Genomic DNA, 24,999 nt, shown 5'->3' on the forward strand with positions numbered 1-24,999 from the left:
TTAGCCCTTGGAGGATGACATGATCGTAGGCGTTCCAAAAGAGATCAAGAATCACGAATACCGGGTCGGCCTGACGCCGCCGAGCGTACGCGAATTAACGTCGCGCGGCCACCAGGTACTGGTTCAGAAAAATGCGGGCGCCGAGATCGGCTTATCCGACGAGCAGTATGTGGCGGCCGGTGCGGACATTGTCGACGACGCGCAAACCATCTTCGCGCGCGCCGACATGATCGTCAAAGTCAAGGAACCGCAGCCGGTGGAATGCGCGATGCTGCGCGACGGGCAGATTCTGTACACCTATCTGCACCTGGCGCCGGATCCGGACCAGACTGCGGCGCTGGTCGAATCGGGCGCCATCTGCATCGCGTACGAAACCATTACCGGCGCCGGCGGCGGTTTGCCGCTGCTCGCGCCCATGAGCGAAGTGGCGGGACGCATGGCCATCCAGGCCGGCGCGGCCCACCTCGAAAAATCCAAGGGCGGCATGGGCTTGCTGCTCGGCGGCGTTCCCGGCGTGGCGGCCGGCCATGTGGCGATTATCGGCGCGGGCGTGGTCGGCACCAATGCGCTGCAAATGGCGCTCGGCACCGGCGCGCGCGTCACGGTGCTCGATAAAAGCATCGAGCGCCTGCGCCAGCTCGACCTGGTCTTCGGCAACCGGATTTCGACCCAGTATTCGAATGCGCATGCGATCGAAGAAGCGGTTTTATCGGCCGACCTGGTGGTCGGCGGCGTCCTGGTACCGGGCGCCGCCGCGCCCAAGCTGGTCACGCGCGCCATGATTTCAAACATGAAGCAGGGCGCGGTGGTGGTCGACGTGGCGATCGACCAGGGCGGCTGTTTCGAAACCTCGCATGCGACCACGCACGCCGATCCGACCTATATCGTCGACGGCGTGGTGCATTACTGCGTGGCGAACATGCCGGGCGCGGTGGCGCGCACCTCGACCTTCGCCTTGAATAACGCGACCATCGGCCACGCGGTGGCGCTGGCGGAAAAGGGCTGGAAAAAAGCCCTGGCCGACGACGCCCACCTGAAAAACGGCCTGAATGTCTGCAAGGGCAAGGTCACGTACGCGGCGATTGCCCAGGCGCTCGGCTACGACTACACCCCGGCCGACTCCCTGCTTGGCTGAGGCGGGCGGCTTTTCAGGTCGGCGCAGAAGCGCGTGACGATATGAAAAGCATAGCGGGAGGCGACTGATTTCACGAACCGCATGAAATCGGTCGCCGCCTCTTCATTCGCGTTATCCGAAATCGTCCGGATCACCGCAAACGGAATGCCCAGCTCGAAACACACCTGGGCCACTGCCGCTCCTTCCATTTCCACCGCCAGCAAGCCTGGCAGCGCGCCGTTCAGCTGCGCCAGGTGGGCGCGTTTGCTGATGAACTGATCGCCGCTGGCAATCAGGCCGCGGTGCACCCGCGGCCGCTCCAGGCGAAATTGCGCCCGTTCCGCTTCATCGATCACCGTGTCGAAGTCCTTATCCAGGAAATCGTTGGCCGCACCGGCGGCGCGCTGGCTCATGGGCAGATCGGACTGGAAGTGCGACAGACCGGTCAGCGGCACCTCGAAGCGGGGAAACAGGGGGCTGGCATCCATGTCGTACTGGACCAGCGATTCGGCCACGACGATGTCGCCCACCTTCACGCCCGCATCGCCGGCGCCGGCAACGCCGGTGAACAGGATGTGGGTAACTCCGTACTTTTCCACAAGCGTGGTCGCGGTCATGGCGGCGGCAACCTTGCCAATCCGCGACAGGACGCACACAGCGTCGATTCCGGCCACCAGCCCTGATGTGTAGCTGCGCATGCCATGCATGAGCGTGGCGGGGCCTTGCATGCCTTCCACGAGCCCCTCCTGTTCTTCGTGCAAGGCGCTAATGATGCCTAAACGTATGTTTTTGCCTGAATTCATGCTTTGCAGAACCTTTTTGGTGAGCGTGCGTGTGGGTAAGTCGTGAGTTTTCCACAAGGATAAACCGTTCTGCGTGCACTGCAAGCCGAGGAAGGCGTACAGGAGGCCGCCAGCGTCGATTTCTGCAGACAGTCCCGGCTTGCGGTCCACCGGCTCTGTCATGGCCGTGGCGGTGCCTCCAGGGGCTTCCGGCTGCATCGCGGGTTTCGCGCTGTTGCCTGAATCCGGCTGTAAACGCTTGTTTTCAGGGGATTTTTGGGGTTTGGGGTGGTTTTGCTGTGGATGACTTCGAGGTTATGCACTGCCTTGCCCGGGTTTACGGTTTTATATAAGTAGTATGTATACAAATTTAGTAGTGATAGTAAACGCCGGTTTTTGTGTGGATAAGTCGGGTTTTATCAACAGGATCAGTGGTTTACGCGTCGACAAAGTCGCTGGAAAACGCCTGTATCCGTGCAGGATGACTGTTGGACAAAAATTTGCCTGTGAACAAAGTCGACGGTTCTGCACATCTCATCCTGTGGATATCCATCGGCTTATCCACAGCTCATGCCTGGCAGCCGCGTTTTTCGCGGCTTTTTTTTTGTCTTCAGAAAAGTGGCCTGTCCGATTTTTCGGCCGATTCTTTTTTTTTGGAAACTTTTACTTTTTGTTCAGCAAAGAAAAATTTTTCCGGTTTCCGGGCCTTTGGGGTTCCTGCTTCTGTTTTTCAAAGGTCTTGATGGTTTACCTAAAAAGGTTAAATATAGATTTAGTAGTAGTTGTTAACAGTTCTGCGTTTCTGTGGATAATGGCAAAAAAACGCGCGAAATCAGGCGCTTGCAAGAGGTATAAGTCGGTGACCAGCTCTGTATCCGGCTGGTATCAATTTGGGACAAATTTTGGCTTGTGAATAAAGTCGCGTTTATCCACAAACGGTACCTGTGGATATCAATAGACTTATCCACAGGTCCTTTCGAACTCTGAGGGAGGTGGTATGGAACTGCACGCGTTGTTTAAGTTTCCGATTCTGCAAGGTCCGATGGCTGGCGGGGCCAGCCGGGCCGAACTGGTGGCCGCCGTCTCGAATGCGGGCGGCCTGGGTTGCATGGCGGGGTCGCTGATGTCGCCCGCCGCCTTGCGCGACGAGGTGGGCCGGATCAGGTCGATGACCGATCAGCCGTTCCTGATGAACTTTTTTGTTTTACAGACGCCGGCTCCCACGCCGGAAGAGGTCGACACCGCCGTCGAACTGCTGCGTCCCGTCTGGGAAAGCCTCGGCTGGAGCAACTTGCCCGTGCCGACACAGTGGTGCCAGGACTTCGACGCCCAGTTCGACACCCTGATCGAGCTGCGTCCGGCGGCGGCCAGTTTTACCTTCGGCATCCTGACCCCATCCCAGGTCGAGCGTTTGCACGACGCCGGCATCTATGTGATGGGCACGGTCACGACCGTCGATGAAGCCCTGGCCTGGGAAAACGTGGGCGCCGACGCCGTGATTGCCTCGGGAATCGAGTCGGGCGGCCATCGGGGCACCTTTCTTGGACCGCAGGAAGACGCCACCCTGGGCGGAAAAGCACTCTGGCCCCAGGTGGCCCAAGCCGTCGAAATACCGGTCATTGCCGCCGGCGGCATCATGACCGGCGTGGATATCACCGAAGCGCTGGCGCTGGGCGCCCAGGCCGTGCAAATGGGCAGCGCTTTCATCGTGACCGACGAGTCCGGCATTCATCCCGCCTATAAACAGCGCCTGATCGATGCGCGCGACACGCCCACCCGCCTGACCCGCGCCTTCAGCGGCCGCTACGCGCGCGGCCTGGAAAACACCTTCATGCGCAAGATGGAAAGTGTCGAAAAGCAAGTTCCAGCGTATCCTGTCCAAAACGCACTGACCACGGGCATCCGGGCAGCCGCCGCCGAACGCGGCGATACCGAACTGATGTCGCTCTGGGCGGGGGCCGAGATCCGCCGCGCCCGGCCGATGCCGGTCGCCAAACTGATGCAGATGCTGGTGGCCGAGATGCGCACGACATAACTATCACGAGACAGACCCAGACCAGGAGCGGCATGTGGAATCGGCAGGCGAATACGACTACATCATCATTGGCGGCGGCACGGCCGGCTGCGTTTTGGCCAACCGCCTCACCCGGCGCCGCGAAACGACGGTGCTGCTGATCGAAGCGGGAGGGCGCGACGACTATGTCTGGATCCACATTCCGGTCGGCTACCTGCACTGCATCGGCAACCCGCGCACCGACTGGCTGTACAAGACCGAAGCCGATGCCGGCCTGAACGGCCGTTCGCTGATTTATCCGCGCGGCAAAGTGCTCGGCGGCAGCTCCTCGATCAACGGCATGATCTACATGCGCGGCCAGTCGCAGGATTACGAGCGCTGGGCCGACCTGACCGGCGACGCCGGCTGGGCCTGGGACAAGGTTTTGCCGCTGTTTAAAAAGAGCGAGGATTACCATGGCGGCGCCAGCGAGCTGCACGGCAGCGGCGGCGAATGGCGGGTCGAAAAACAGCGCCTGTCCTGGGCATTGCTCGATGCCTTCCGCGATGCTGCGGAACAGACCGGTATCCGCAAGATCGACGATTTCAACGGCGGCGACAATGCCGGTTGCAACTATTTCGACGTCAACCAGAAGCGCGGGATTCGCTGGAACACGGCCAAAGCCTTCCTCAAGCCGGCCGCCAGGCGCGAGAACCTGACCATCATGACCGGTTGTCACGTGGAACGCTTGATCGTCGAACACACGGAGCAGGGCAAGGTGTGCCGGGGCGTGGAATTTACCGGCGGCGGCACCGCGTTCTCCGCCACGGCCGTGCGCGAAACCGTGCTGACCGCCGGCGCGGTCGGTTCACCGCAGATTCTGCAACTGTCCGGCATCGGGCCGGCAGCCGTATTGCGCGACGCCGGCGTTGCGGTCCAGGTCGACTCGCCCGGGGTTGGGGATAACTTGCAGGATCATTTGCAGCTGCGCATGATCTACAAGGTCAGCAATGCACGCACCTTGAACACCACAGCAGCCAGCTGGTTCGGCAAGATGAAAATCGGCATCGAATATGCGCTCAGGCAGAGCGGGCCGATGTCGATGGCGCCGTCGCAGCTGGGGGCGTTCGCCCGTTCCGATCCCGGCCAGGCGACGCCGGATCTGCAGTATCACGTCCAGCCTTTGTCGCTGGAAAAATTCGGCGATCCCCTGCACCCGTTTCCCGCGTTCACGGCGAGCGTGTGCAACCTGCGGCCCACTTCGCGCGGGCATGTGCGCATCGCCTCGAGCGATTCGTACGCCGCACCGAAAATCACCCCGAATTACCTGAGCACGGAGCAAGACCGCAAGACGGCGGCGGCGGCGCTCAGTTTGACCCGCAAGATCGTGGCCGCGCCGGCCCTGGCGCGCTATGCGCCGGAGGAATTCAAACCCGGGATCGCCTTTCGCACCGATGAAGAACTGGCCGAGGCGGCCGGCCAGATCGGCACGACGATTTTCCACCCGGTCGGCACCTGCAAGATGGGCCGGGCAGGGGACCCGATGGCGGTGGTCGATAGCGAACTGCGCGTGAACGGCGTGCAAAAACTGCGCGTGGTCGACGCCTCGGTGATGCCGCTGATCACATCCGGAAACACCAACAGCCCCACCATCATGATCGCCGAACGGGCGGCGGAACTGATCGCCCAGGCGGCCAGGTCCGCCCCCTGACACGACCTCGAATCCGCCGCAAAGTTGCACTTTCATGTCGCTTGCCTGATAGGCATCAGGGCTGGCGGCATGGTAGTTATACTGTATTGTTAGCAAAAACCATTGTGTGTATAGTCGAACAAAAAAGTTTTCAAAGCGGTATGAAAATAAACCGGAGACACAATGACAGATGTCATATTGGAAACAAAGAACCTGACCAAAGAGTTCAAGGGCTTTACCGCGGTCAATGATGTCAACCTCACCGTCCAGCGTGGACACATCCACGCGCTGATCGGCCCCAACGGCGCCGGCAAGACCACCTGCTTCAATCTGCTGACCAAGTTCCTGGTGCCGAGCTCGGGCAAGATTTTGTTCAACGGAAACGATATCACCGCGGCGCGCCCGGCGCAGATTGCGCGCATGGGCATCATCCGCTCATTCCAGATCTCGGCCGTGTTTCCGCATCTGACGGTCCTCCAGAATGTGCGGATCGGCCTGCAGCGCGAGCTGGGCACCTCTTTCCATTTCTGGCGCAGCGAGAAGTCGCTCTCGGCCCTCAACGACCGCGCCATGGCATTGCTGGCCGAGGTCGACCTGACCGAGTTCGCCGATACAATCACCGTCGACATGCCCTACGGCCGCAAGCGCGCGCTCGAAATTGCCACCACCCTGGCCATGAAGCCCGAGCTGATGCTGCTCGACGAGCCGACCCAGGGCATGGGCCACGAAGATGTCCACAGGGTGACCGAGCTGATTAAAAAGGTCTCGGCCGGGCGCACCATCCTGATGGTGGAACACAATATGAACGTGGTGTCCGGCATCTGCGACAAGATTACCGTGCTGCAGCGCGGCGCCCTGCTGGCCGAGGGCAGCTACGCCGAGGTCTCGACCAATGCGCAAGTGATGGAAGCGTATATGGGCACCACCAGCGCCGAACTCGAAGGAGCGCACTGATGACCGCCGCGCTCGAAATTTCGAACTTGCAAGCCTGGTACGGCGAATCGCACATCCTTCACAACGTTAATTTGCGGGTCGACAAGGGCGAAGTCGTGACCCTGCTGGGCCGCAACGGCGCCGGCCGCACCACCACCCTGCGCGCGATCATGGGCCTGACCGGGGCGCGCAGCGGGTCGATCAAGGTCAACGGGGTCGAGTCGATCGGCCTGCCGACGCACAGGATTGCCCACCTGGGCATCGGCTATTGCCCGGAAGAGCGGGGCATTTTTTCCTCGCTGTCGACCGAGGAAAACCTGATGCTGCCGCCGCAGCTGGCCGGTCTTGATGCCGGCATGCCGGTGGCCGAGATCTACGAGATGTTCCCGAATTTGCTCGAACGAAAAAACAGCCAGGGCACGCGCCTGTCCGGCGGCGAGCAGCAGATGCTGGCGGTGGCGCGCATCCTGCGCACCGGCGCGCGCCTCTTGCTGCTCGATGAAATTTCCGAAGGCCTGGCGCCGGTGATCGTGCAAGGTCTCGCGCGCATGATTACCACGCTCAAGGCCAAGGGCTACACCATCGTCATGGTGGAACAGAATTTCCGCTTCGCCGCACCGTTGGCGGACCGGTTTTACGTGGTGGAGCACGGTCAGATCGTCGAGACCTTTGCTTCGTCGGAACTGAGCGCCAAGATGCCGGTCCTGACTGAACTGCTGGGCGTATAGCAGGATAGCGACAGCCCGCAGCAAGCCCTATCTACATCCTTCATGGAGACAATATGAAACGTAACATCATTGCTTTAGCAGCCAGTGCCGCATGCCTCGGCTTCGCCATGCCAGCCCATGCGCAAATCTCGAACGACACCATCAAGATCGGCATGCTGACCGACGTGTCGGGCGTGTACGCCGACGTCGATGGCGCCGGGGGCGCGGAAGCGGTCAAGATGGCCATCGCCGACCTGGGCGGCAATATCAACGGCAAGAAGATCGAATTCGTCTTCGCCGATCACCAGAACAAGGCCGACATCGCCGCCAGCAAGGCGCGCGAATGGTTCGACCAGCAGGGTGTCGACATGCTGATCGGCGGCACCAATTCGGGCGCCAACCTGGCCATGGCCAAGATCGCGGCCGAGAAGAAAAAAGTCTTCATCTCGATCGGCGCCGGTACCGCCCGCCTGACCAATGAAGAATGCTCGCCGTTCACCGTGCACTACGCTTACGACACCGTGGCCCTGGCACGTGGAACAGGCGGCGCGATCGTCAAGCAGGGCGGCAAGTCCTGGTATTTCCTGACCGCCGATTACGCCTTCGGCCAGTCGCTCGAAAAAGACACGACCGACGTGGTCAAGGCCGCCGGCGGCACGGTGGCGGGCACCTCCAAGCATCCGCTGTCGGCCTCGGATTTTTCGTCCTTCCTGCTCAAGGCGCAGGGCTCGAAGGCGCAGATCCTGGGGCTGGCCAATGCCGGCGGCGACATGATCAACGCGGTCAAGGCGGCCAACGAATTTGGCGTGGGCAAGTCGATGAAGCTGGCCGGCCTGCTGGTGTTCATCAACGATATCCACACCCTGGGCTTGAACACGACCCAGGGCATGTTCCTCACCGATGGCTGGTACTGGGATCAAAGCCCGGAAAGCCGCGCCTGGTCGAAGCGCTATTTCGCCAAGATGAAGAAGTCGCCGTCGATGCTGCAGGCGGCCGACTACTCGGCCGCGACCACCTACCTGAACACCGTCAAGGCGCTGGGGACGGACGACAGCGAGAAGGTCATGGCGCAGTTGAAGAAGACCAAGATCAACGATATGTTCACCAAGAACGGCGAGATCCGTCCGGACGGCCGCATGGTGCACGATATGTACCTGATGGAAGTGAAGAAGCCGGCGGAATCGAAGTATCCGTGGGATTACTACAAGGTCGTGGCGACCATCCCTGGCGCGCAGGCGTACACGACCAAAGCGGAAACGAAGTGTTCGTTGTGGAAGTAAGTTGAGCGGGGTTTCGCACATTCGCTAAGCCGATAGCCGCGTTGTTCCCAGCTAGCCCATCGTTCCCGCGCAGGCGGGAACCCAATTTCGTCGCGTACGGTGACGCTTGCAACTTGGGGTTCCCCTGCGCGGGAACGACGGCTCCCCCGGTCCTACTTTATGAACTGAGATGCCATGGAAATCTTCGGCGTTCCCCTGCAGGCCCTGGTCAGCCAGCTGTTGCTCGGCCTGGTCAACGGCTCCTTCTACGCCATGCTCTCGCTTGGCCTGGCCGTCATCTTCGGCCTGCTCAATGTGATTAACTTTTCCCACGGCGCCCTCTACATGATGGGCGCCTTTGCCGCCTACATCGGCGTCACCAGCTTTGGCCTGAGCTACTGGACCATGCTGGCGCTGGCGCCCTTGCTGGTGGGCGCGTTCGGCATCCTCGTCGAAAAATCGATGCTGCGCTGGCTCTACAAGCTCGACCACCTGTACGGCCTGCTGCTCACCTTCGGCATCACCCTGCTGCTCGAAGGCGTGTTCCGCTCCTTCTTCGGCAACTCCGGCCAGTCGGTCGGCGTGCCGGAACTGCTGCAGGGCCGCACCGACCTGGGCTTCATGGAATTGCCCAACTACCGCCTGTGGGTGGTGTTCGCCTCGCTCGCCGTGTGCCTGCTGACCTGGTTCGTCATCGAAAAAACCAAGCTCGGCGCCTACCTGCGGGCCGGCACCGAGAACCCGAAACTGGTCGAAGCCTTCGGCATCAACGTGCCGCTGATGGTCACGCTCACCTACGGCTTCGGCGTCGCCCTGGCCGGCTTTGCCGGGGTGCTGGCGGCGCCGATCATCAACGTCACGCCGCTGATGGGCTCGAACCTGATCATCGTCGTCTTCGCCGTGGTGGTGATCGGCGGCATGGGCTCGATCATGGGGTCCATCCTTACCGGCCTGGGCCTGGGCGTGATCGAGGGCCTGACCCGCGTCTTCTATCCGGAAGGCTCGGAAGTGGTGGTCTTCGTGGTGATGGTCATCGTGCTGCTGCTCCGTCCCGCCGGCTTGTTCGGCAAAGAAAAGTAACCAGAACTGGAGCCATTGATGAACAAGAACATCGCCTACGGCGTCGCCCTGCTGATCGCGCTGGCGGCGCCCTTTATCGGCTATCCCGTGTTCCTGATGAAGTTGCTGTGCTTCGGGCTGTTCGCCTGCGCCTTCAATCTGCTGATCGGTTATACGGGCCTGCTGTCCTTCGGCCATGCCGCTTTCTTCGGTTCGGCCGGTTACGTGACCGGCCACGCGCTGACCGTGCTCGGCTTGCCGACCGAAGTCGGCATCCTGCTCGGCGTGGCGGCCAGCGCGCTGATCGGCTTGGTGATGGGCACGCTGGCGATCCGCCGCCAGGGCATCTACTTTTCCATGATTACCTTGGCGCTGGCGCAAATGGTGTACTTCGCCGCGCTGCGCGCCCCCTTCACGCATGGCGAGGATGGCTTGCAGGGCGTTCCGCGCGGCAAGCTGTTCGGCATGATCGACCTCGGCAACGACCTGAGCCTGTACTTCGTGGTGCTGGCGATTGCGCTGGCCGGCTTTGCGCTGATCGTGCGCACCGTGCATTCGCCGTTCGGCCAGGTGCTCAAGGCGATCAAGGAAAACGAGCCGCGCGCCATTTCGCTCGGCTACGACGTCGACAAGTACAAGCTGGTGGCCTTCGTGCTGTCGGCCTCGCTGGCAGGCCTGGCGGGCGCCACCAAGACGCTGGTGCTGGGCTTCGAAACGCTGACCGACGTGCACTGGGCCATGTCGGGCCTGGTGATCCTGATGACCCTGGTGGGCGGCATGGGAACGCTGTCGGGCCCGATCATCGGCGCCTTCATCATCATCACCCTGGAAAACAAGCTGGGCGATATCGGCACCTTCCTCGCGACCCACACGGGCGTGGAATGGTTCAACACCCTGGGCGAATCGGTGGGCATGGTCACCGGCCTGATTTTCATCCTGTGCGTGCTGCTGTTCCGCCGGGGTATCGTCGGCGAAATCGGCGCCGCGCTGGCGGCCTCCGGCATGCGTAAAAAAACCGTATGATTGCTTAAAATGCACGGTCGCACGCCTGGCCGGGTCGCATGACCCGGCTTTTTTTTGTCCCGATTTTGTGGAGGAACGATGGAACACACACTGACCGTCAATGGCATTGCGATGCACGTCGTGATCGAAGGGGAGGGGCAAGCCGTGCTCCTGCTGCATGGCTTTCCGGATACGCACGCGGTGTGGCGCTTGCAGATCGAGGCCCTGGTGGCCGCCGGCTACCGCGTCATCGCGCCGGACCTGCGCGGTTACGGCCATACCGAAGCGCCCGCCAGCGAGGAGGCCTACAGCATGGACGCCCTGCGCGCCGACGTGGTGGGCCTGCTCGACGCGCTCGGCATCGAGCGCGTGCTGCTGGCCGGCCACGACTGGGGCTCGGTGGTCGGCTGGAACGTGTGCATGCATGCGCCCGACCGCGTGGAGCGCTTCGTGGCGCTGTCGGTAGGGCATCCGGCGGCGTACACCGAGGGCGGGCCGCTGCAGCTGCTCAAAGGCTATTACGTGCTGGTCTTCCAGCTGCGCGGCATTGCCGAATCGATGATCAGGGCCTTCGACTGGCATTCCTTGCGCGGCCTGGCCAGCACGCCGGCCCAGTTCGAGGAATGGCGCGCCCATCTCGACCGCCCGGGCCGCCTGACTGCCGCCCTGAACTATTACCGCGCCAACCTGAAGATGTTCAGCGCCAGTACCTGGCCGACCGTCAATGTGCCGGTGCTGGGCGTCTGGAGCGCCGGCGACGTGGCCCTGACCGAGGCGCAGATGCGCGGCTCCGGGAAGTATGTCGGCGACAGTTTCCGGTACGAGCGCATCGAGAAAGCCGGTCACTGGCTCCAGCTGGAAGCGGCCGCGCAGGTGAATGCCCTCCTGCTCGCGTTTTTCGCCCCAGATGCTTCACGTGAAACAATATCGTAAACTGGTTGCATAGCGAACTATCATCGGTTACAGTGGAGGCATGTTCGATCACTGCCTGTATTTCAATACGACTGCGCTGGCCCGGGTACTGGAGCGCGAATGGACGCGCGCGTTCAAGCCCTTCGGGCTGACGCCGTCGCAGGCATTCATGCTGCGCGCGATCCTGGCGCGGCCGGGCTTGCTGCAAAGCGAACTGGCCCGGGAGCTGGTGATCAGCCGCCCGACCGCCACGCGCTCGCTCGACGGTTTGCAGAAGCTGCGGCTGATCGACCGCCGCGCCACCGGCGGCGACGGGCGGGAATGCGCGGTATTTCCCGAGCCCGATGCGCTGGCCTTGCACGATGAGCTCAACGCGGCAAGCGGCGCCGTGACCGCGCGCCTGAAACACCTGCTCGAACCGGAACAGTTCGCCGCCATCGTGGGTTCGCTCAAGCAGGCGCGCGCGGCAGTGGTCTGATTTTTTTTACCCAAGTAGTTGTATAGCTAATCATATGGAGAAATCGATGCCCATCATCAATATCAAAGTCAGTGCAGTCAAATCCCCCGAACTGATCGGCCGCATTGCCGACCTGGTGATGGACAAGACCATCGGCATTCTCGGGAAGAAGCGCGACCTGATTGCCATCGCCATCGACTTCGTCGACCCGGATTGCTGGATCGTGGGCGGCGCGTCGCTCAGCGCGCAGGGCAAGCACAGCGTCTACCTGGATATCAAGGTAAGCGACGAGACCAACACCAAGGATGAAAAGGCGGCCTATATCGCCGAGGTCTTTGCCGGCTTCGGCGCGCTGCTCGGCGAACTGCACGAAGAAAGCTACATCTACGTCGACGACGTGCGCGCCGCCGCCTACGGCTATGGCGGCCGGACCCAGGAGTACCGCTACCAGCATCGTCTTGCCTGATCAGCCCTGCGCCGGCCGCGCCGCGCTGGCGCCGAAACGCCCGCCCGCCTGGCGCCGGAATTGCTTGGGTGTGACGCCCTTGATCTGCAGGAAGCGGCGGTTGAAATTGGCCACATTCTGGAAGCCGACGTCGTAGCAGACGTTGGTGACGTACTGGTCTGTATTCATCAGCAACTGGCAGGCCTTGTTGATGCGCAGCCGGGTCACGAAGTCGGTAAAACTGTTGCCCGTGGTCTTGCGGAAGAAGCGCGAGAATTTGCTCAGCGACATGCCGAGCTGGTCGGCCACCGCCTCGGCCGAGATCGCGTCGCGGTAGTTGTCGGTGATGTAGCTCAGGACCGCGTTGACCTTGGCCAGGGTGCCCTCGTCGTCGTAGGAGCGCATCGTCGCGCTCGACAGCAGGCGGTAGCGGTTGCTGCGCGCCAGGCGGCACATGAAGTTGACGAAATGGCCGAAGCGCTCGGCGCCGCCGCTGCCGCGAATCCGCAGGAATTCCTGCTCCGCTTCGGCGCCCATGTCGAGGAATTCAATGCCGTAGATGGAACGCTCCAGCAGGGGCAGCAACTCGCGCAGCTCCGGGATCAGCCTGGCGGCCTGCTCCAGCGGTTCGTGCGCGAACTGCAGGATCATGTCGCGCAACAGCACGCCTTCTTCCGGCACGCTGCTCGAGATCCAGTTATGCGGCAGGCGCGGACCGGTCAGGACCAGGTGGCCGGGAGAGAATTCGCCGATGTAGTCGCCGACGAACAGCTTGCCGCTGGTGGAGACGATCAGGTGCAGTTCGTACTCGTCGTGGCAGTGCCAGCGCACGCGCGGGCTGGGATAGCCGTGCTCGATGTAGTGGACGATGCCGTCGTAGTTTTCGCGTTCGAGTTCGGGCGGCTTGAGGAAGCGCTGCGCTTCCACGTGGCGCATCTGAGGCAAAGCGGTCATGTCTGTCGTCCCCCGTTGGAATCCCCATGGTCCTTCACTTTGCGCTCGCCAGCAAGTGCGACAGCGCGGCGCGCGCGCCATCGCGGTACAGCCGCGCCAGCGCATCGGCCACGGCACGCACGAAGCGCGGCGCCTCGGCCAGTTCGCCGAACAGTTCGCGCAGCGACAGCAGCGCGCCCGGGTTGGCGCCGCCGCGCTGCGCCAGCTCGCGCAGCTGCGCGGCCAGCGGATCGATCAGCGTCAGCGGCCGGCCCTGTTCGTCGTTGCCGTTCAGGTAGCGCAGCCAGCACGCCACGGTAAAGCTGAGGAAGGCGATCGGACCGCCGCGTTCGAGCTGGTCGCGCACCGACGGCAGCACGAACTTGGGCATGCGCGCCGAGCCGTCGGTGCCGATCCGCAGCAGCTGGTCGCCGATGGCCGGATTGGCGAAACGTTCGATCAGGGTGCGCTTGTAGTCGGCGAGGTCGATGCCTTCGACCGCCGGCAGCAGCGGCGTGACCTCGGCGTCCATCATGGTCGAAAACAGCTGGCGGATATCCGCGTCCGCCATCGCCTCGTGCGCGTACTCGTAACCGAGCAGCATGCCGATGTAGCACAGCGACTGGTGGCCGGCGTTGAGCAGGCGCAGCTTCATTTTTTCGTAGGGCAGCACGTCGTCCGTCATCTGCGCGCCGGCCAGCTCCCAGGCCGGCCGCCCGCCGGGAAAACGGTCTTCGATCACCCAGCTCTTGAACGGTTCGGCCATCACCGGCCAGGCATCGATCAGTCCGAACTGCTCGCGCAGCAGCCGGCGGTGTTCGCCGGTCGTGGCGGGCGTGATGCGGTCGACCATGCTGTTCGGGAAGGCGCAGTGCCCGGCCAGCCACGCACTTAACGCCGGATCGCGCAGCCTGGTAAAGGCCAGCAGCATGGCGCGGGTGACGTCGCCATTGCTTTGCAGGTTATCGCAGGACATCACGGTGAAGGGCGCCAGGCCACGTTCGCGCCGCCGCGCCAGCGCCTCGGCCAGGTAGCCGAAGCAGCAGCGCGGCGCATGCGGGTGCGCCAGGTCGTGCACGATGTCGGGATGGGCGGCGTCGAAGCTGCCGTCGCCCTGGTTGATGTAGTAGCCGCCTTCGGTGATCGTGAGCGAGACGATGCGGGTGCCGGGATCGGCCAGTTTTTCCAGCACCGCCTGCGGGTCGTCCGGCGCGTACAAGAATTGAAGCAGCGAACCGACCACGCGCGCCGTGTCGCCGCGCGCGCTGCGTTCGACCAGGGTGTACAGGCAGTCCTGGGCCAGCATGGCGTCGCGCATCGCCGCATCAATCGGCAGCAGGCCCACGCCGCAATATCCCCACTCGGCGTGGCCCGGCATGCGCAGCAGTTCGTCCAGGTACAGCGCCTGGTGCGAGCGAAAAAATCCGCCCACGCCGATGTGCACGATGCTGCGCGCCGGGGCGCCGCGGTCGTAGCCGGGACCGGGGATGTGCGGCGGCAGGTGGCCGAGCGCGGCCTGGTTCAAGGCGATCGCCATCATTGCGCTCCCTGCGCCGGCGCGCCGCACGTGGAACCGAGTTTGTCGAAGTGGTGCACGAAGCCGTGCTCGAAGGCCAGGTGGGTGCGCGCGCCGGGTTGCAGGGCGATGCGCTCGCTGCCGCGCGCGACCACCTGCACATTGTTTTCCAGGCGCGCGTAGACCAGCGTTTCGACGCCGAGCGATTCGACCATGTCGACCGTGGCCGGCAGGCTGCCCGGCTGCGCCGCGGGCAGCACGTGCACATGCTCGGGACGGATGCCGACGAAGCCGTCGCCCGGGGTCACGCCGGCGGCCAGGCGCGGCAAGCCCGCCGCCGGCACCACGTTCATGCTCGGGGTGCCGATGAACTGCGCCACGAAGCGGTTGGCCGGGTTGTCGTACAGCGCCAGGGGCGAGCCGTGCTGCTCGATGCGGCCGTCGCGCAGCACCACCACGCGGTCGGCCAGGGTCATCGCCTCGACCTGGTCGTGGGTGACGTAGATGGTGGTGGCGCCCAGCTCGCGGTGCAGCTTGGCGATCTCGATGCGGGTCTGCACGCGCAGGGCCGCGTCCAGGTTCGACAGCGGCTCGTCGAACAGGAACACCTTGGGATCGCGCACGATGGCGCGGCCGATGGCGACGCGCTGGCGCTGGCCGCCGGACAGTTCCTTCGGCTTGCGTTCCAGGTAGTCGCCCAGGTTGAGAATGGCGGCCGCCTTGTCGACCTTGGCGCGGATGAGGGCGGGCGCCACGCCGGCCAGTTTCAGCGCGAACGACATGTTCTGGAAGACCGTCATGTGAGGGTACAGCGCGTACGACTGGAAGACCATCGCCAGGTCGCGCCTGGACGAGGGCAGGGCCGTGATATCGCGCCCGTCCAGGTGCAGGCTGCCCTTGTCGATCGGTTCCAGGCCGGCGATCAGGCGCAGCAGGGTAGACTTGCCGCAGCCGGACGGGCCGACGAAGACCACGAATTCGCCCTGTTCGATCGCCAGGTCGATGCCCTTGATGGCGTGGTGCTCGCCGAAGAATTTTTCGATATTGTTCAGTTGAAGGTAAGCCATGATGTCGATGTCCCGTTGTTGTTCGCTTGGTTGTCTTATTTGACCGCGCCGAATGTCATGCCTTGCACCAGCTGCTTCTGGCAGAACCAGCCCAGCGCCATGATCGGCGCGATCGCCATCAGCGAGGCGGCCGAGAGCTTGGCCCAGAACAGCCCTTCGGGACTGGAGTAGGAAGCGATCAGCCAGGCCAGCGTGCCGGCCTTGGAGGCGCCCAGGTTGAGCGACCAGAACGACTCGTTCCAGGCCCACACCATGCACACCAGCGCGGTCGAGGCGATGCCGCCCACCGACAGCGGCAGCACGATGTAACGGAACTCGTGGAACACGCTGGCGCCGTCCATGCGCGCCGCTTCCAGGATGTCGCGCGGGAGCTCGCGCAGGCTGGTGTAGAGCAGCCAGATCATGATCGGCAGGTTCATCAGCATGAACATGATGGTCAGGCCGATGCGGGTGTCGAGCAGGCCGGCGGCCTGGTAGCAGACGTAGACCGGCATCAGCGCGCCCACGCCGGGCATGTAGCGCGAGCTGAGGATGAACTTGAGCAGGCCGACCGTGCCGCCGGTCGGGAAGAAGGCCATCGCGTACGCCGCCGGGATCGCGATCGCCAGCCCCAACGCGGTCGAGAGCACGCTGGTGATGAGCGAATTGACGGCGTAGCCGGCGTAGTGGTCGCGCGCCATCACGTCGCGAAAGCTTTGCAGGGTCGGCTCGAACAGCAGCAGCGGTGGCGTGGCGATGGCCTGTCCCTCGGTCTTGAAGGCCATCAGCCCAAGCCAGAAGATCGGGAAGAACAGCAGCAGCGCGACCAGCCAGGCGGCGGCGGTGCGGGTGTGCAGGGCGAGTTTGTCGCTCATCGGTGTCTCCTTATTTGGTCAGGTTCTTGCCGATTGAGCGCATCAGGAAGAAGGCGGCGATATTGGCCAGCAGCACCGCGAACAGGGCCCCGGCCGATGCCGCGCCGATGTCGTAGGACTGCAAGGCCTGCTGATAGATCATGAAGGTGATGGTGGTGGTCTCGAAGCCCGGGCCGCCGCCGGTGGTGGTGAAGATCTCGGCGAACACCGACAGCAGGAAGATCATCTCGATCATCAGCACCACCGAGACCGCGCGCCCCAGATGCGGCAGGTACAGGTAGCGCAGCTGCTGCAGGTAGTTGGCGCCGTCCATGCCGGCCGCTTCCAGCTGCTCCCTGTCCATCGATTGCAGGGCCGTCATGAAGATCAGGCAGGCGAACGGCAGCCACTGCCAGGACACCATCATCACGATCGACAGCAAGGGGTAGGCCGAGAGCCAGTCGACGGGCGCCGCGCCGAAGAACTTGCTGACGTGGGCGAACAGGCCGTAGATGGGATTGAGCAGCATGTTCTTCCACATCAGCGCGTTCACCGCCGGCATGACGAGGAAGGGCGAAATGAGCAGCACGCGCACGATGGCGCGGCCGGGGAAGGCGTCGTTGATCAGCAGGCCGAGCGCAATGCCCAGCACCACGGTGATCGCCATGACCGAGAACATCAGCACGAAGGTGTTTTTTAACGCAGGCAGGAAGGCGCCGTCGGTGAAGAAAAAGACGAAGTTGTCGAGGCCGTTGAAGTCGTGTTCGCCGGGAGCGAGCATGCTGTAGCGCACGAACGCGTAGTACAGGGTGATCAGCAGCGGGACGATGGAAATGACGGTGATGGCGAGCACCGCCGGTGTCAGCAAGGTCCGAGGCAAGAGGCGTGTCATAAAGTTCCCAGGTGCGACAAAGGAACGCCGCCTGCGCGCGGGGCGCAGCGGCGACGGAAAAGACAGGCGTGGAATGCACTACTTGTAGTAGCCGCCCTTGCGCATCTCGCGTTCGGCCGCCTGCTGGGCCAGCGCCAGCGCCTGGTCGACCGTGACCTTGCCCAGCAGCGCTGCGCTCATCTGCTGGCCGGCGGCCACGCCGATGGTCTGGAATTCCGGGATCGCGGCGTACTGCACGCCGACGTAGGGCGAGGGCGGCAGGGTGCTCTGGTTCGGCCGGCTGCTGGCGATCGCGGCGCCCTCGGCGCCCGCGAATCTGGCCGCCTTGACGAACTCGGGCGCGGCGTAGGTCGACTTGCGGGTGCCGGTCGGCACGCTGGCCCAGCCGGCCTCCCTGGCGACCAGTCTGATGTACTCCTTGGAGGTGGCCCAGTTGATGAACTTTTGCGCCGCCTCGGGCTGTTTGGAGCTTTTTGGAATGGCCAGCGACCAGGCCCACAGCCAGTTGGCGCCGCGCTCGGTGGTGGCGATCGGCGACTGCGCGAACGCGACCTTGTCGGCCACCTTGCTTTGCTTCGGATCGGTGATGAAGGAGGCGGCGATGGTGGCGTCGATCCAGATGCCGCACTTGCCTTCGTTGTACAGCGCCAGGATCTCGTTGAAGCTGTTCGAGGACGAACCGGGCGGGCCGTAGTTCTTGAGCAGGTCGACATAGGTGGCGACGGCGTCCTTCCAGGGCTTGCTGGTGAACTGCGGCTGCCATTTCATGTCGAACAGCTGGCCGCCGAAGGAGTTGGCGATGGTGGTGATCAGCGCCATATTGTCGCCCCAGCCCGGTTTGCCGCGCAGGCAGATGCCGTACACGCCGTTGGCCGGGTCGTGGATCCTGGCGGCGACCGCGCGGATGTGGGCCCAGGTCGGGCGGTCCTCGATGGTCATGCCGGCTTTTTTGAGCAGGTCGCTGCGGTACATGATCATCGAGCTTTCGCCATAGAAGGGCGAGGCGTACAGCTTGCCGTTCAGCGACAGGCCGTCGCGGATCGAGGGCAGCAGGTCGTCGATATCGTAAGCGGCGTCGGCCTTGAGGGGAATCAGCCAGTCCTTTTTGGCCCAGATCGGCGTTTCGTACATGCCGATGGTCATGACGTCGAACTGGCCGCCCCTGGTGGCAATGTCGGTGGTCATGCGCTGGCGCAGCACGCCTTCTTCCAGGGTCACCCATTTGAGCTTGATGCCGGGATTGGCCTGCTCGAAGAACTTGCCCATCTTTTGCATCTCGATCATGTGGCCGTTGTTGACGGTGGCGATCACCAGATCGGTGGCGGCCACGGACAGGCCACTGACACAAGAGAAGGCTGCGAACACGGCCGTGCACAAGGCAGGGCTTGCGATACGTTTCATGCTGTTGTCTCCAGATTTTTTGGTTTTATATTCAATGCAAGGTTTGCACCGTGTACAGAATGTAGCACCAGACACCGATACTTTCTGATACTGCAACACCTAGTGTCGATACTATTTTGCAGGGGTCTCGGGCGCGCCCGCCACTGTGAAGGCGGCCAATGCGGCTTGGATAAAAGTATCGACTATGGCTTGCGCCGTATCAGGTCCGCAGGGCAGGCCTTGCTAGACTTTCAGCACCACTCACACGCAAGGAGACGTCGATGATATTCAAGGAGCGCGCAAGCATGCACCGGCTTGCATCCAGGCATGCATTGCTGACCGGGGCCGGTGGCGGGATCGGCCTGGCGGTGGCCGAGGCGTATCTGGCCGAAGGGGCGCGCTGCAGCGTGGTCGACCTGGCCGCCGCGGCCCCGGCCGCGCTGGCGCCCCTGCTGGCGCGCTACCCGGACCAGCTGCACTACCTGAGCGCCGACGTGCGCGACGCCGCTGCCGTGGACAGGATGCTGGCGCTGGCGGCCGGCCGCTTCGGCCCGGTCGAGATCCTGTTCAATAACGCGGCCGTGTTCGACATGGGGCCGCTGCTGGAGTCCGACCTGGCCATGTACGAGCGCATCTTCGACGTCAACGTCAAGGGCATGTTCCTCGTGATGCGGCAGGTGCTGCGGGCCATGGTGGAGGCGGGCCGGCGCGGCGCCGTCATCAACCTGGCCTCGCAGGCCGGACGGCGCGGCGAGGCGCTGGTGGCGCACTATTGCGCCAGCAAGGCGGCGGTGATCAGCTACACCCAGTCGGCCGCGCTGGCCATGGCGCCGCACGGCATCCGCGTCAACGCCATTGCGCCGGGAGTGGTCGATACGCCCATGTGGGACCATGTGGACGCCCTGTTCGCGCGCCACGAACATTTGCAGCCGGGCGAAAAGAAGAGGGCGGTCGGCCTCGCCGTGCCGCTCGGACGCATGGGCACGCCAGGCGACCTGGCGGGCGCGGCGATTTTCCTGGCCAGCGACGAGTCGGCCTACATCACGGCCCAGACCCTCAACGTCGACGGCGGCGCCGTGATGAGTTAGCGTTTAGTAGGCGGCGCTGTAGATGCCGTGGATATCGTCGCGCGTCAGCTCGCGCGGGTTGTTGCCGAGCAGGCGGGTCTGCAGCATCGCATCGTCGGCCAGCCTGTCGATATCGGCCGCGCCCACGCCGACCTGGCGCAGGGTGGTCTGGATGCCGGTGCTGGCAGCGATCTTTTCCATCGCCGCGATCAGCGCATTGGCGCGCGCCTCTTCGCTGCCGGTGACGCCCGGCGCCACGATCCCGGCCAGCTCGGCGTAGTGGGCGCTGGCGTGCGACAGGTTAAAACGCAGCACATGCGGCAGCACCAGCGAATTCGACAGCCCATGCGGCACGTGAAAGATGCCGCCGATGGGATAGGCGAGGGCGTGCACCGCCGCCACCGGCGCGTTGGAAAACGCCTGGCCGGCGAAGCAGGCGCCCAGCAGCATGGCTTGGCGCGCCGCCAGGTCGCTGCCGTGTTCGCAGGCGCGCAGCAGCGTGCGCGACAGCAGACCGAGGGCCTGGCGCGCCAGATTGTCCGACATCGGGTTCTTCTTGTGCTTGCTGGTGAAGGCTTCGATGGCATGCACCATGGCATCGATGCCGGTGGCGGCCGTGACCAGCGGCGGCAGGCCGAGCGTCAACTGCGCATCCAGGATCGCCAGGTCCGCATACAGCTGGGGCGCCACCACGCCCATCTTGGTGGTCGCGCCGGTGGTGACGATGGCGATGTTGGTGACCTCGGAACCGGTGCCGGCGGTGGTCGGAATCTGTACCAGGGGCAGGCGCTTGCCGCGCACATTGCCGATCCCGTAGATCTGGCCGAGCGGCTGCTCGCTGCCGGCCAGCACCGCGATCAGCTTGGCCACGTCCATCGAACTGCCGCCGCCGAGGCCGATGACGATATCGGCATCGTGCCGGCGCGCCACCTCCAGCGCTTGCAGCACCACCGATTCCGGCGGGTCGGCCACCACCTCGGACCAGACGTGGACAGCGATATGTTCCTGTTCCAGCGAGCGCTGCGGAGCGCCGACCAGGCCGGTGCCGAGGAAGCCCGGATCGGTCACGACCAGCGCGCGGCGGGCATCGGGGAAGTGGCTGCGCACCAGGATACCCAGGCGGCTGCTGGCGCCGGGGCCGGAAACGAGGTGGGGAACGGTACTGAAGCTGAACTCGGCTGACTCGGTCATTGGGCACCTGCGGGTGGATTGACGATAGCAAAAGCTTACACCATCGGCACGCCGGGCAGGAAAATGGCCGTCGGGAACGCCGATCGGATTTCTTACGTACAATATCCGGCGGTGCTGTCCAGTCCTCCCTTTCCGGAAAACCCATGATCGATTTCGCCTTACTCGGATGCGCGGCCTTCCTGGCCGGCTTGGTAGATGCTGTGGTGGGAGGCGGCGGATTGATCCAGGTGCCGGTCTTGTTCTCGGTGTTTTCACGTGAAATCCCGGCTACCTTGCTGGGGACCAGCAAGTTCGCGGGCATCTTCGGGACCGGCGCGGCGGCCGTCAATTACGCGCGCAAGGTGAGGGTGGCGTGGAGCGCGGCCGCGCCGGCGGCGGTGTCGGCCTTGCTGCTCTCCTTCGCCGGGGCCTATACCGTGACCAGGGTGCCGGCCGATTTCGTGCGCACCCTGCTGCCTTTCGTGCTGGTCGCGGTGGCGGTGTACACCTTCCGCAAGAAGGACTTCGGCAGCGTCCACGCCCCCGTGCACAGCGGCGCGACCGAGCGCTGGGTGGCGCTCGGGATCGGCGCCGCCATCGGTTTCTACGACGGCTTTTTCGGTCCCGGCACCGGCAGCTTCCTGCTGTTCCTGTATGTGCGTTTTTTCGGCTTCGATTTCCTGAGCGCGTCCGCTGCGGCCAAGGTCGTCAACGTGGCCTGCAATCTGTCGGCGCTGATGTGGTTCGGCTACAGCGGCCATATCCTCTGGCAGCTCGGCCTGATGATGGCGCTGTGCCAGGTGGCCGGTTCCCTGGTCGGCACCAGGCTCGCGATCAAGCACGGCAGTGCGTTCGTGCGCAAGCTATTCCTCGTCGTGGTCAGCTTGCTGATCGTCAAGACCAGCTACGACGCCATGAAGTGGTAGTTGTTTCACGTGGAACAGCGCCGATGCGCTTCACGATGTTCCACGTGAAACCATCCGTTTTTCGTCAAACGCGACGTTCCACGTGAAACACTTCGTTGCGTAAAAATGGCTGATTCTGGGTGTAACAGCGTGGAGGGTCCGAAAAGACTCTATAATCGGGCCTCATATCCCTCGCTCTACACTCCATCATGCTATTTCCAACTGAATTCGACGTCATCGTCGTCGGCGGCGGCCATGCCGGCACCGAGGCTGCGCTCGCTTCCGCCCGCATGGGCCAGAAGACCTTGCTGCTCACCCATAACATCGAGACGCTCGGCCAGATGTCTTGCAACCCGTCCATCGGCGGCATCGGCAAGGGTCACCTGGTCAAGGAAGTCGACGCCATGGGCGGCGCGATGGCGATTGCCACGGACGAATCCGGTATCCAGTTTCGCATCCTTAACTCGTCCAAAGGTCCGGCCGTGCGCGCCACCCGCGCGCAAGCCGACCGCATCCTGTACAAGCAAGCCATCCGTTCGCGCCTGGAAAACCAGCCGAACCTGTGGCTGTTCCAGCAAGCCGTCGACGACCTGATGCTCGAAGGCGAGCGCGTCGTCGGCGCCGTGACCCAGATCGGCATCCAGTTCCGCGCCCGCGCGGTGGTGCTGACGGCCGGCACTTTCCTCGACGGGAAGATCCACGTCGGCCTGCAAAACTACGCGGCCGGCCGCGCAGGCGATCCGCCGGCCATCTCCCTGTCCGCCCGTCTGAAGGAATTGAAGCTGCCGCAGGGCCGCCTGAAAACCGGCACGCCGCCGCGCATCGATGGCCGCAGCATCGATTTTTCGCAGATGTCGGAGCAGCCGGGCGACCTCGATCCGGCGCCGGTATTCTCGGTCATGGGCAACAGCGCCATGCATCCGCGCCAGGTGCCGTGCTGGGTTACGCATACCAATGCGCAGACGCATGACATCATCCGTGCCGGCCTCGACCGAAGCCCGATGTACACCGGCGTCATCGAAGGCGTCGGTCCGCGTTACTGCCCGTCCATCGAAGACAAGATCCACCGCTTCTCGGGCAAGGAATCGCACCAGATCTTCCTGGAGCCGGAAGGCTTGACAACCAACGAGTTCTATCCGAACGGCATCTCCACCAGCCTGCCGTTCGACGTGCAGATCGCCCTGGTGCGCTCGATGAAGGGCATGGAAAACGCCTTCATCCTGCGCCCCGGCTACGCCATCGAGTACGATTACTACGACCCGCGCGGCCTGAAAACCTCGCTCGAAACCAAGGCCGTGCAGGGCCTGTTCTTCGCCGGCCAGATCAACGGCACCACCGGTTACGAAGAAGCGGCGGCTCAGGGCATGCTGGCCGGCATCAACGCGGCGCTCATGACGCAAGGCCGCGAGGCCTGGGTGCCGGGCCGATCCGAAGCCTACCTCGGCGTGCTGGTCGACGACCTGACCACCCAGGGCGTGGCCGAGCCCTACCGCATGTTCACCAGCCGCGCCGAGTTCCGCCTCAGCCTGCGCGAAGACAATGCCGACATGCGCCTGACCGAGATCGGCCGCAAACTCGGCTGCGTGGGCGACGCCCAATGGGATGCCTTCGAGCGCAAACGCGAAGCGGTCGCCGTGGAACTGGAGCGCCTGCGCACCACCTGGGTCAACCCGCGCATCCTCGCCAGCGCCGAATCGGAACGGGTGATCGGCCAGGCCATCGAGCGCGAATACTCGCTGGCCGACCTGCTGCGCCGTCCGGGCGTCGACTACGACAAGCTGATGGGCCTGTCGGGCGTGGAAGGGCAGGCGCTCGCCGGCCCCGGCGTGGCCGATCCCGCGGTCAAGGAACAGGTCGAAATCCAGCTCAAATACGCCGGCTACATCGACCGCCAGGCCAAGGAAGTCGAGCGTCACGACCACTACGAAAACCTCAAGCTGCCGGCCGGCTTCGATTACCTCGACATCGGCGCGCTGTCGATCGAGGTGCGCCAGAAGCTCGACAAGCAGCGTCCGGAGACCTTGGGGCAGGCGTCCCGCATCTCGGGCGTCACCCCGGCCGCGATCTCGCTGCTGCTGGTGCATCTGAAAAAACGTGGTGCGAAAGGCTTCACCACCCTGAATGAGGAATTGGCAGGATGAAGTTTTTCGACCGTAACGCCATCGCGCCCGTGCTGGCCGATGGCATCAAGGAACTCAAGCTCGACCTGAACGAACAGCAGCACGGGCAATTGCTGGACTACCTGGCGCTGCTGTTCAAGTGGAATTCGGTGTACAACCTGACCTCGGTGCGCGATCCGATGCAGATGGCGACCCACCATGCGCTCGATTCGCTGGCCGCGGTATCGGCCTTCGAGGGCGCCGTCAGCCTGCTCGACGTGGGCGCGGGCGGCGGCTTGCCCGGCATCGTGCTGGCGATCGCCAGGCCCGACATGAAAGTGGCCCTGATCGACACCGTCCACAAGAAGACCGCCTTCCTCACCCAGGTCAAAGCCGAACTCGGCCTTTCCAACGTCACGGTGCACACGGCGCGCGTGGAGCAGCTGCAGGTGCCGCACAAATTCGACGTGATCACCTCGCGCGCCTTTGCCGACCTGTCCGACTTCGTCAACTGGTCCGGGCACCTGCTGGCCGAGGGCGGCAAATTCATCGCCCTCAAAGGCACGGCGCCGGCGGACGAACAGGCGCGGCTGCCGAGCGACTGGAAAGTAAGCGAATTGCGGCCTATCCAGGTACCGGGGCTGCAGGCGGAACGCCACCTGGTGTTCATCGTGAAAAATCAGTAAACAGTATAAATCGAATAAACGGTTTATATCAATCAAACCATATAAATCGTATAAACGGTTTATACGATTAAAACAGTATAAACCGTTTGCATCAAAAC

The 24,999-nt window shown here is 63.5% G+C and carries 24 protein-coding genes; 16 read left to right on the forward strand and 8 right to left on the reverse strand.

The genetic code is table 11. The features are described 5' to 3' along the window. Window positions 1-19 precede the first annotated feature (19 nt). On the forward strand, window positions 20-1,135 hold the full coding sequence (ald, locus tag EJB06_RS08075) for an alanine dehydrogenase (RefSeq protein ID WP_126073519.1): 1,116 nt from the start codon (window positions 20-22) through the stop codon (window positions 1,133-1,135). On the opposite strand, the gene EJB06_RS08080 is transcribed toward ald, so the two are convergent. After that, window positions 1,105-2,115: a 5'-methylthioadenosine/adenosylhomocysteine nucleosidase gene (locus EJB06_RS08080; protein ID WP_441295157.1), complete on the reverse strand. Its 1,011-nt coding sequence runs from the start codon at window positions 2,113-2,115 to the stop codon at window positions 1,105-1,107. The two genes, ald and EJB06_RS08080, sit on opposite strands and share 31 nt — an antisense overlap. Before the next feature lie 269 nt (window positions 2,116-2,384). Here EJB06_RS08080 and EJB06_RS08085 point away from each other — a divergent pair, with 269 nt between their 5' ends. From EJB06_RS08085 to EJB06_RS08135, 11 genes are all read left to right on the forward strand, one after another. Then, a complete protein-coding gene (locus tag EJB06_RS08085) occupies window positions 2,385-2,639 on the forward strand; it encodes a hypothetical protein (RefSeq protein WP_126073520.1) in 255 nt (84 codons plus the stop codon). 254 nt (window positions 2,640-2,893) lie between these two features. Further along, window positions 2,894-3,931: an NAD(P)H-dependent flavin oxidoreductase gene (locus tag EJB06_RS08090; protein ID WP_126073521.1), complete on the forward strand. Its 1,038-nt coding sequence runs from the start codon at window positions 2,894-2,896 to the stop codon at window positions 3,929-3,931. Between the two features lie 34 nt (window positions 3,932-3,965). Continuing rightward, window positions 3,966-5,600: a GMC family oxidoreductase gene (locus EJB06_RS08095; RefSeq protein ID WP_126073522.1), complete on the forward strand. Its 1,635-nt coding sequence runs from the start codon at window positions 3,966-3,968 to the stop codon at window positions 5,598-5,600. Window positions 5,601-5,762: 162 nt separating this feature from the next. Beyond that, complete coding sequence (locus tag EJB06_RS08100; protein ID WP_126073523.1) at window positions 5,763-6,533, forward strand: ABC transporter ATP-binding protein; 771 nt, start codon at window positions 5,763-5,765, stop codon at window positions 6,531-6,533. After that, window positions 6,533-7,240 carry an ABC transporter ATP-binding protein gene (locus EJB06_RS08105; protein WP_126073524.1) on the forward strand — a complete coding sequence of 236 codons (708 nt, stop codon included), beginning with the start codon at window positions 6,533-6,535 and terminating at the stop codon, window positions 7,238-7,240. The genes EJB06_RS08100 and EJB06_RS08105 overlap by 1 nt, the downstream gene beginning before the upstream one ends. Before the next feature lie 53 nt (window positions 7,241-7,293). Further along, window positions 7,294-8,499, forward strand: coding sequence for an ABC transporter substrate-binding protein (locus EJB06_RS08110; RefSeq protein WP_126073525.1), 1,206 nt, complete (start codon window positions 7,294-7,296; stop codon window positions 8,497-8,499). Between the two features lie 174 nt (window positions 8,500-8,673). Beyond that, window positions 8,674-9,558 (forward strand): branched-chain amino acid ABC transporter permease, encoded by an 885-nt coding sequence (locus EJB06_RS08115; protein WP_126073526.1) that lies wholly within the window; start codon window positions 8,674-8,676, stop codon window positions 9,556-9,558. Window positions 9,559-9,576: 18 nt separating this feature from the next. Beyond that, complete coding sequence (locus EJB06_RS08120; protein WP_126073527.1) at window positions 9,577-10,560, forward strand: branched-chain amino acid ABC transporter permease; 984 nt, start codon at window positions 9,577-9,579, stop codon at window positions 10,558-10,560. A 78-nt stretch (window positions 10,561-10,638) separates the two neighbouring features. After that, window positions 10,639-11,472 (forward strand): alpha/beta fold hydrolase, encoded by an 834-nt coding sequence (locus tag EJB06_RS08125; RefSeq protein ID WP_126073528.1) that lies wholly within the window; start codon window positions 10,639-10,641, stop codon window positions 11,470-11,472. Between the two features lie 40 nt (window positions 11,473-11,512). Continuing rightward, window positions 11,513-11,929 carry a MarR family winged helix-turn-helix transcriptional regulator gene (locus EJB06_RS08130; RefSeq protein ID WP_126073529.1) on the forward strand — a complete coding sequence of 139 codons (417 nt, stop codon included), beginning with the start codon at window positions 11,513-11,515 and terminating at the stop codon, window positions 11,927-11,929. 46 nt (window positions 11,930-11,975) lie between these two features. Continuing rightward, window positions 11,976-12,374: a tautomerase family protein gene (locus tag EJB06_RS08135; protein ID WP_126073530.1), complete on the forward strand. Its 399-nt coding sequence runs from the start codon at window positions 11,976-11,978 to the stop codon at window positions 12,372-12,374. On the opposite strand, the gene EJB06_RS08140 is transcribed toward EJB06_RS08135, so the two are convergent. From EJB06_RS08140 to EJB06_RS08165, 6 genes are all read right to left on the reverse strand, one after another. After that, complete coding sequence (locus EJB06_RS08140) at window positions 12,375-13,307, reverse strand: helix-turn-helix domain-containing protein (RefSeq protein ID WP_126073531.1); 933 nt, start codon at window positions 13,305-13,307, stop codon at window positions 12,375-12,377. It lies immediately after the preceding gene. A 34-nt stretch (window positions 13,308-13,341) separates the two neighbouring features. Beyond that, a complete protein-coding gene (locus EJB06_RS08145; protein ID WP_126073532.1) occupies window positions 13,342-14,826 on the reverse strand; it encodes a mannitol dehydrogenase family protein in 1,485 nt (494 codons plus the stop codon). Continuing rightward, window positions 14,823-15,869 (reverse strand): ABC transporter ATP-binding protein, encoded by a 1,047-nt coding sequence (locus EJB06_RS08150; protein ID WP_126073533.1) that lies wholly within the window; start codon window positions 15,867-15,869, stop codon window positions 14,823-14,825. Before EJB06_RS08150 ends, EJB06_RS08145 begins: the two co-directional genes overlap by 4 nt. 35 nt (window positions 15,870-15,904) lie before the next feature. Beyond that, on the reverse strand, window positions 15,905-16,723 hold the full coding sequence (locus tag EJB06_RS08155; RefSeq protein ID WP_126073534.1) for a carbohydrate ABC transporter permease: 819 nt from the start codon (window positions 16,721-16,723) through the stop codon (window positions 15,905-15,907). A 10-nt stretch (window positions 16,724-16,733) separates the two neighbouring features. After that, window positions 16,734-17,594 (reverse strand): carbohydrate ABC transporter permease, encoded by an 861-nt coding sequence (locus EJB06_RS08160; protein ID WP_126073535.1) that lies wholly within the window; start codon window positions 17,592-17,594, stop codon window positions 16,734-16,736. Window positions 17,595-17,672: 78 nt separating this feature from the next. Next, window positions 17,673-18,995 carry an ABC transporter substrate-binding protein gene (locus EJB06_RS08165; protein WP_198420785.1) on the reverse strand — a complete coding sequence of 441 codons (1,323 nt, stop codon included), beginning with the start codon at window positions 18,993-18,995 and terminating at the stop codon, window positions 17,673-17,675. A gap of 284 nt (window positions 18,996-19,279) precedes the next feature. On the opposite strand from EJB06_RS08165, the gene EJB06_RS08170 reads away from it, so the two are divergent. Beyond that, window positions 19,280-20,062, forward strand: coding sequence for an L-iditol 2-dehydrogenase (locus tag EJB06_RS08170; protein ID WP_126073536.1), 783 nt, complete (start codon window positions 19,280-19,282; stop codon window positions 20,060-20,062). Window positions 20,063-20,065: 3 nt separating this feature from the next. On the opposite strand, the gene EJB06_RS08175 is transcribed toward EJB06_RS08170, so the two are convergent. Further along, on the reverse strand, window positions 20,066-21,232 hold the full coding sequence (locus EJB06_RS08175; protein ID WP_126073537.1) for an iron-containing alcohol dehydrogenase: 1,167 nt from the start codon (window positions 21,230-21,232) through the stop codon (window positions 20,066-20,068). A 143-nt stretch (window positions 21,233-21,375) separates the two neighbouring features. Between EJB06_RS08175 and EJB06_RS08180 the strand changes: the two genes are divergently transcribed. The 3 genes from EJB06_RS08180 to rsmG all read left to right on the forward strand — a co-directional run bounded on the left by EJB06_RS08180 (window position 21,376) and on the right by rsmG (window position 24,901). Next, window positions 21,376-22,137 carry a sulfite exporter TauE/SafE family protein gene (locus EJB06_RS08180; RefSeq protein ID WP_126073538.1) on the forward strand — a complete coding sequence of 254 codons (762 nt, stop codon included), beginning with the start codon at window positions 21,376-21,378 and terminating at the stop codon, window positions 22,135-22,137. 188 nt (window positions 22,138-22,325) lie between these two features. Next, the gene (gene mnmG / locus EJB06_RS08185) at window positions 22,326-24,257 is read left to right on the forward strand and encodes a tRNA uridine-5-carboxymethylaminomethyl(34) synthesis enzyme MnmG (RefSeq protein ID WP_126073539.1); all 1,932 of its coding nucleotides are present in this window, start codon (window positions 22,326-22,328) and stop codon (window positions 24,255-24,257) included. Continuing rightward, the gene (gene rsmG / locus EJB06_RS08190; RefSeq protein WP_126073540.1) at window positions 24,254-24,901 is read left to right on the forward strand and encodes a 16S rRNA (guanine(527)-N(7))-methyltransferase RsmG; all 648 of its coding nucleotides are present in this window, start codon (window positions 24,254-24,256) and stop codon (window positions 24,899-24,901) included. Before mnmG ends, rsmG begins: the two co-directional genes overlap by 4 nt. Window positions 24,902-24,999: the final 98 nt, after the last annotated feature.

It is taken from the genome of Massilia atriviolacea (assembly GCF_003953935.1).
GTDB classification, from domain to species: Bacteria; Pseudomonadota; Gammaproteobacteria; order Burkholderiales; family Burkholderiaceae_D; genus Telluria_A; species Telluria_A atriviolacea.

Excerpts from the sequence above, each read along its gene's own strand:
- EJB06_RS08140 (WP_126073531.1), bottom strand. The coding sequence starts at position 13,307 with ATGACCGCTTTGCCTCAGATGCGCCACGTGGAAGCGCAGCGCTTCCTC.
- EJB06_RS08180 (WP_126073538.1), top strand. The coding sequence starts at position 21,376 with ATGATCGATTTCGCCTTACTCGGATGCGCGGCCTTCCTGGCCGGCTTG.
- EJB06_RS08080 (WP_441295157.1), bottom strand. The coding sequence starts at position 2,115 with ATGCAGCCGGAAGCCCCTGGAGGCACCGCCACGGCCATGACAGAGCCG.
- EJB06_RS08130 (WP_126073529.1), top strand. The coding sequence starts at position 11,513 with ATGTTCGATCACTGCCTGTATTTCAATACGACTGCGCTGGCCCGGGTA.
- mnmG (WP_126073539.1), top strand. The coding sequence starts at position 22,326 with ATGCTATTTCCAACTGAATTCGACGTCATCGTCGTCGGCGGCGGCCAT.
- EJB06_RS08100 (WP_126073523.1), top strand. The coding sequence starts at position 5,763 with ATGACAGATGTCATATTGGAAACAAAGAACCTGACCAAAGAGTTCAAG.
- EJB06_RS08115 (WP_126073526.1), top strand. The coding sequence starts at position 8,674 with ATGGAAATCTTCGGCGTTCCCCTGCAGGCCCTGGTCAGCCAGCTGTTG.
- ald (WP_126073519.1), top strand. The coding sequence starts at position 20 with ATGATCGTAGGCGTTCCAAAAGAGATCAAGAATCACGAATACCGGGTC.
- rsmG (WP_126073540.1), top strand. The coding sequence starts at position 24,254 with ATGAAGTTTTTCGACCGTAACGCCATCGCGCCCGTGCTGGCCGATGGC.
- EJB06_RS08155 (WP_126073534.1), bottom strand. The coding sequence starts at position 16,723 with ATGAGCGACAAACTCGCCCTGCACACCCGCACCGCCGCCGCCTGGCTG.
- EJB06_RS08125 (WP_126073528.1), top strand. The coding sequence starts at position 10,639 with ATGGAACACACACTGACCGTCAATGGCATTGCGATGCACGTCGTGATC.
- EJB06_RS08165 (WP_198420785.1), bottom strand. The coding sequence starts at position 18,995 with ATGAAACGTATCGCAAGCCCTGCCTTGTGCACGGCCGTGTTCGCAGCC.
- EJB06_RS08105 (WP_126073524.1), top strand. The coding sequence starts at position 6,533 with ATGACCGCCGCGCTCGAAATTTCGAACTTGCAAGCCTGGTACGGCGAA.
- EJB06_RS08090 (WP_126073521.1), top strand. The coding sequence starts at position 2,894 with ATGGAACTGCACGCGTTGTTTAAGTTTCCGATTCTGCAAGGTCCGATG.
- EJB06_RS08110 (WP_126073525.1), top strand. The coding sequence starts at position 7,294 with ATGAAACGTAACATCATTGCTTTAGCAGCCAGTGCCGCATGCCTCGGC.
- EJB06_RS08150 (WP_126073533.1), bottom strand. The coding sequence starts at position 15,869 with ATGGCTTACCTTCAACTGAACAATATCGAAAAATTCTTCGGCGAGCAC.
- EJB06_RS08175 (WP_126073537.1), bottom strand. The coding sequence starts at position 21,232 with ATGACCGAGTCAGCCGAGTTCAGCTTCAGTACCGTTCCCCACCTCGTT.
- EJB06_RS08145 (WP_126073532.1), bottom strand. The coding sequence starts at position 14,826 with ATGATGGCGATCGCCTTGAACCAGGCCGCGCTCGGCCACCTGCCGCCG.
- EJB06_RS08170 (WP_126073536.1), top strand. The coding sequence starts at position 19,280 with ATGCACCGGCTTGCATCCAGGCATGCATTGCTGACCGGGGCCGGTGGC.
- EJB06_RS08160 (WP_126073535.1), bottom strand. The coding sequence starts at position 17,594 with ATGACACGCCTCTTGCCTCGGACCTTGCTGACACCGGCGGTGCTCGCC.
- EJB06_RS08135 (WP_126073530.1), top strand. The coding sequence starts at position 11,976 with ATGCCCATCATCAATATCAAAGTCAGTGCAGTCAAATCCCCCGAACTG.
- EJB06_RS08120 (WP_126073527.1), top strand. The coding sequence starts at position 9,577 with ATGAACAAGAACATCGCCTACGGCGTCGCCCTGCTGATCGCGCTGGCG.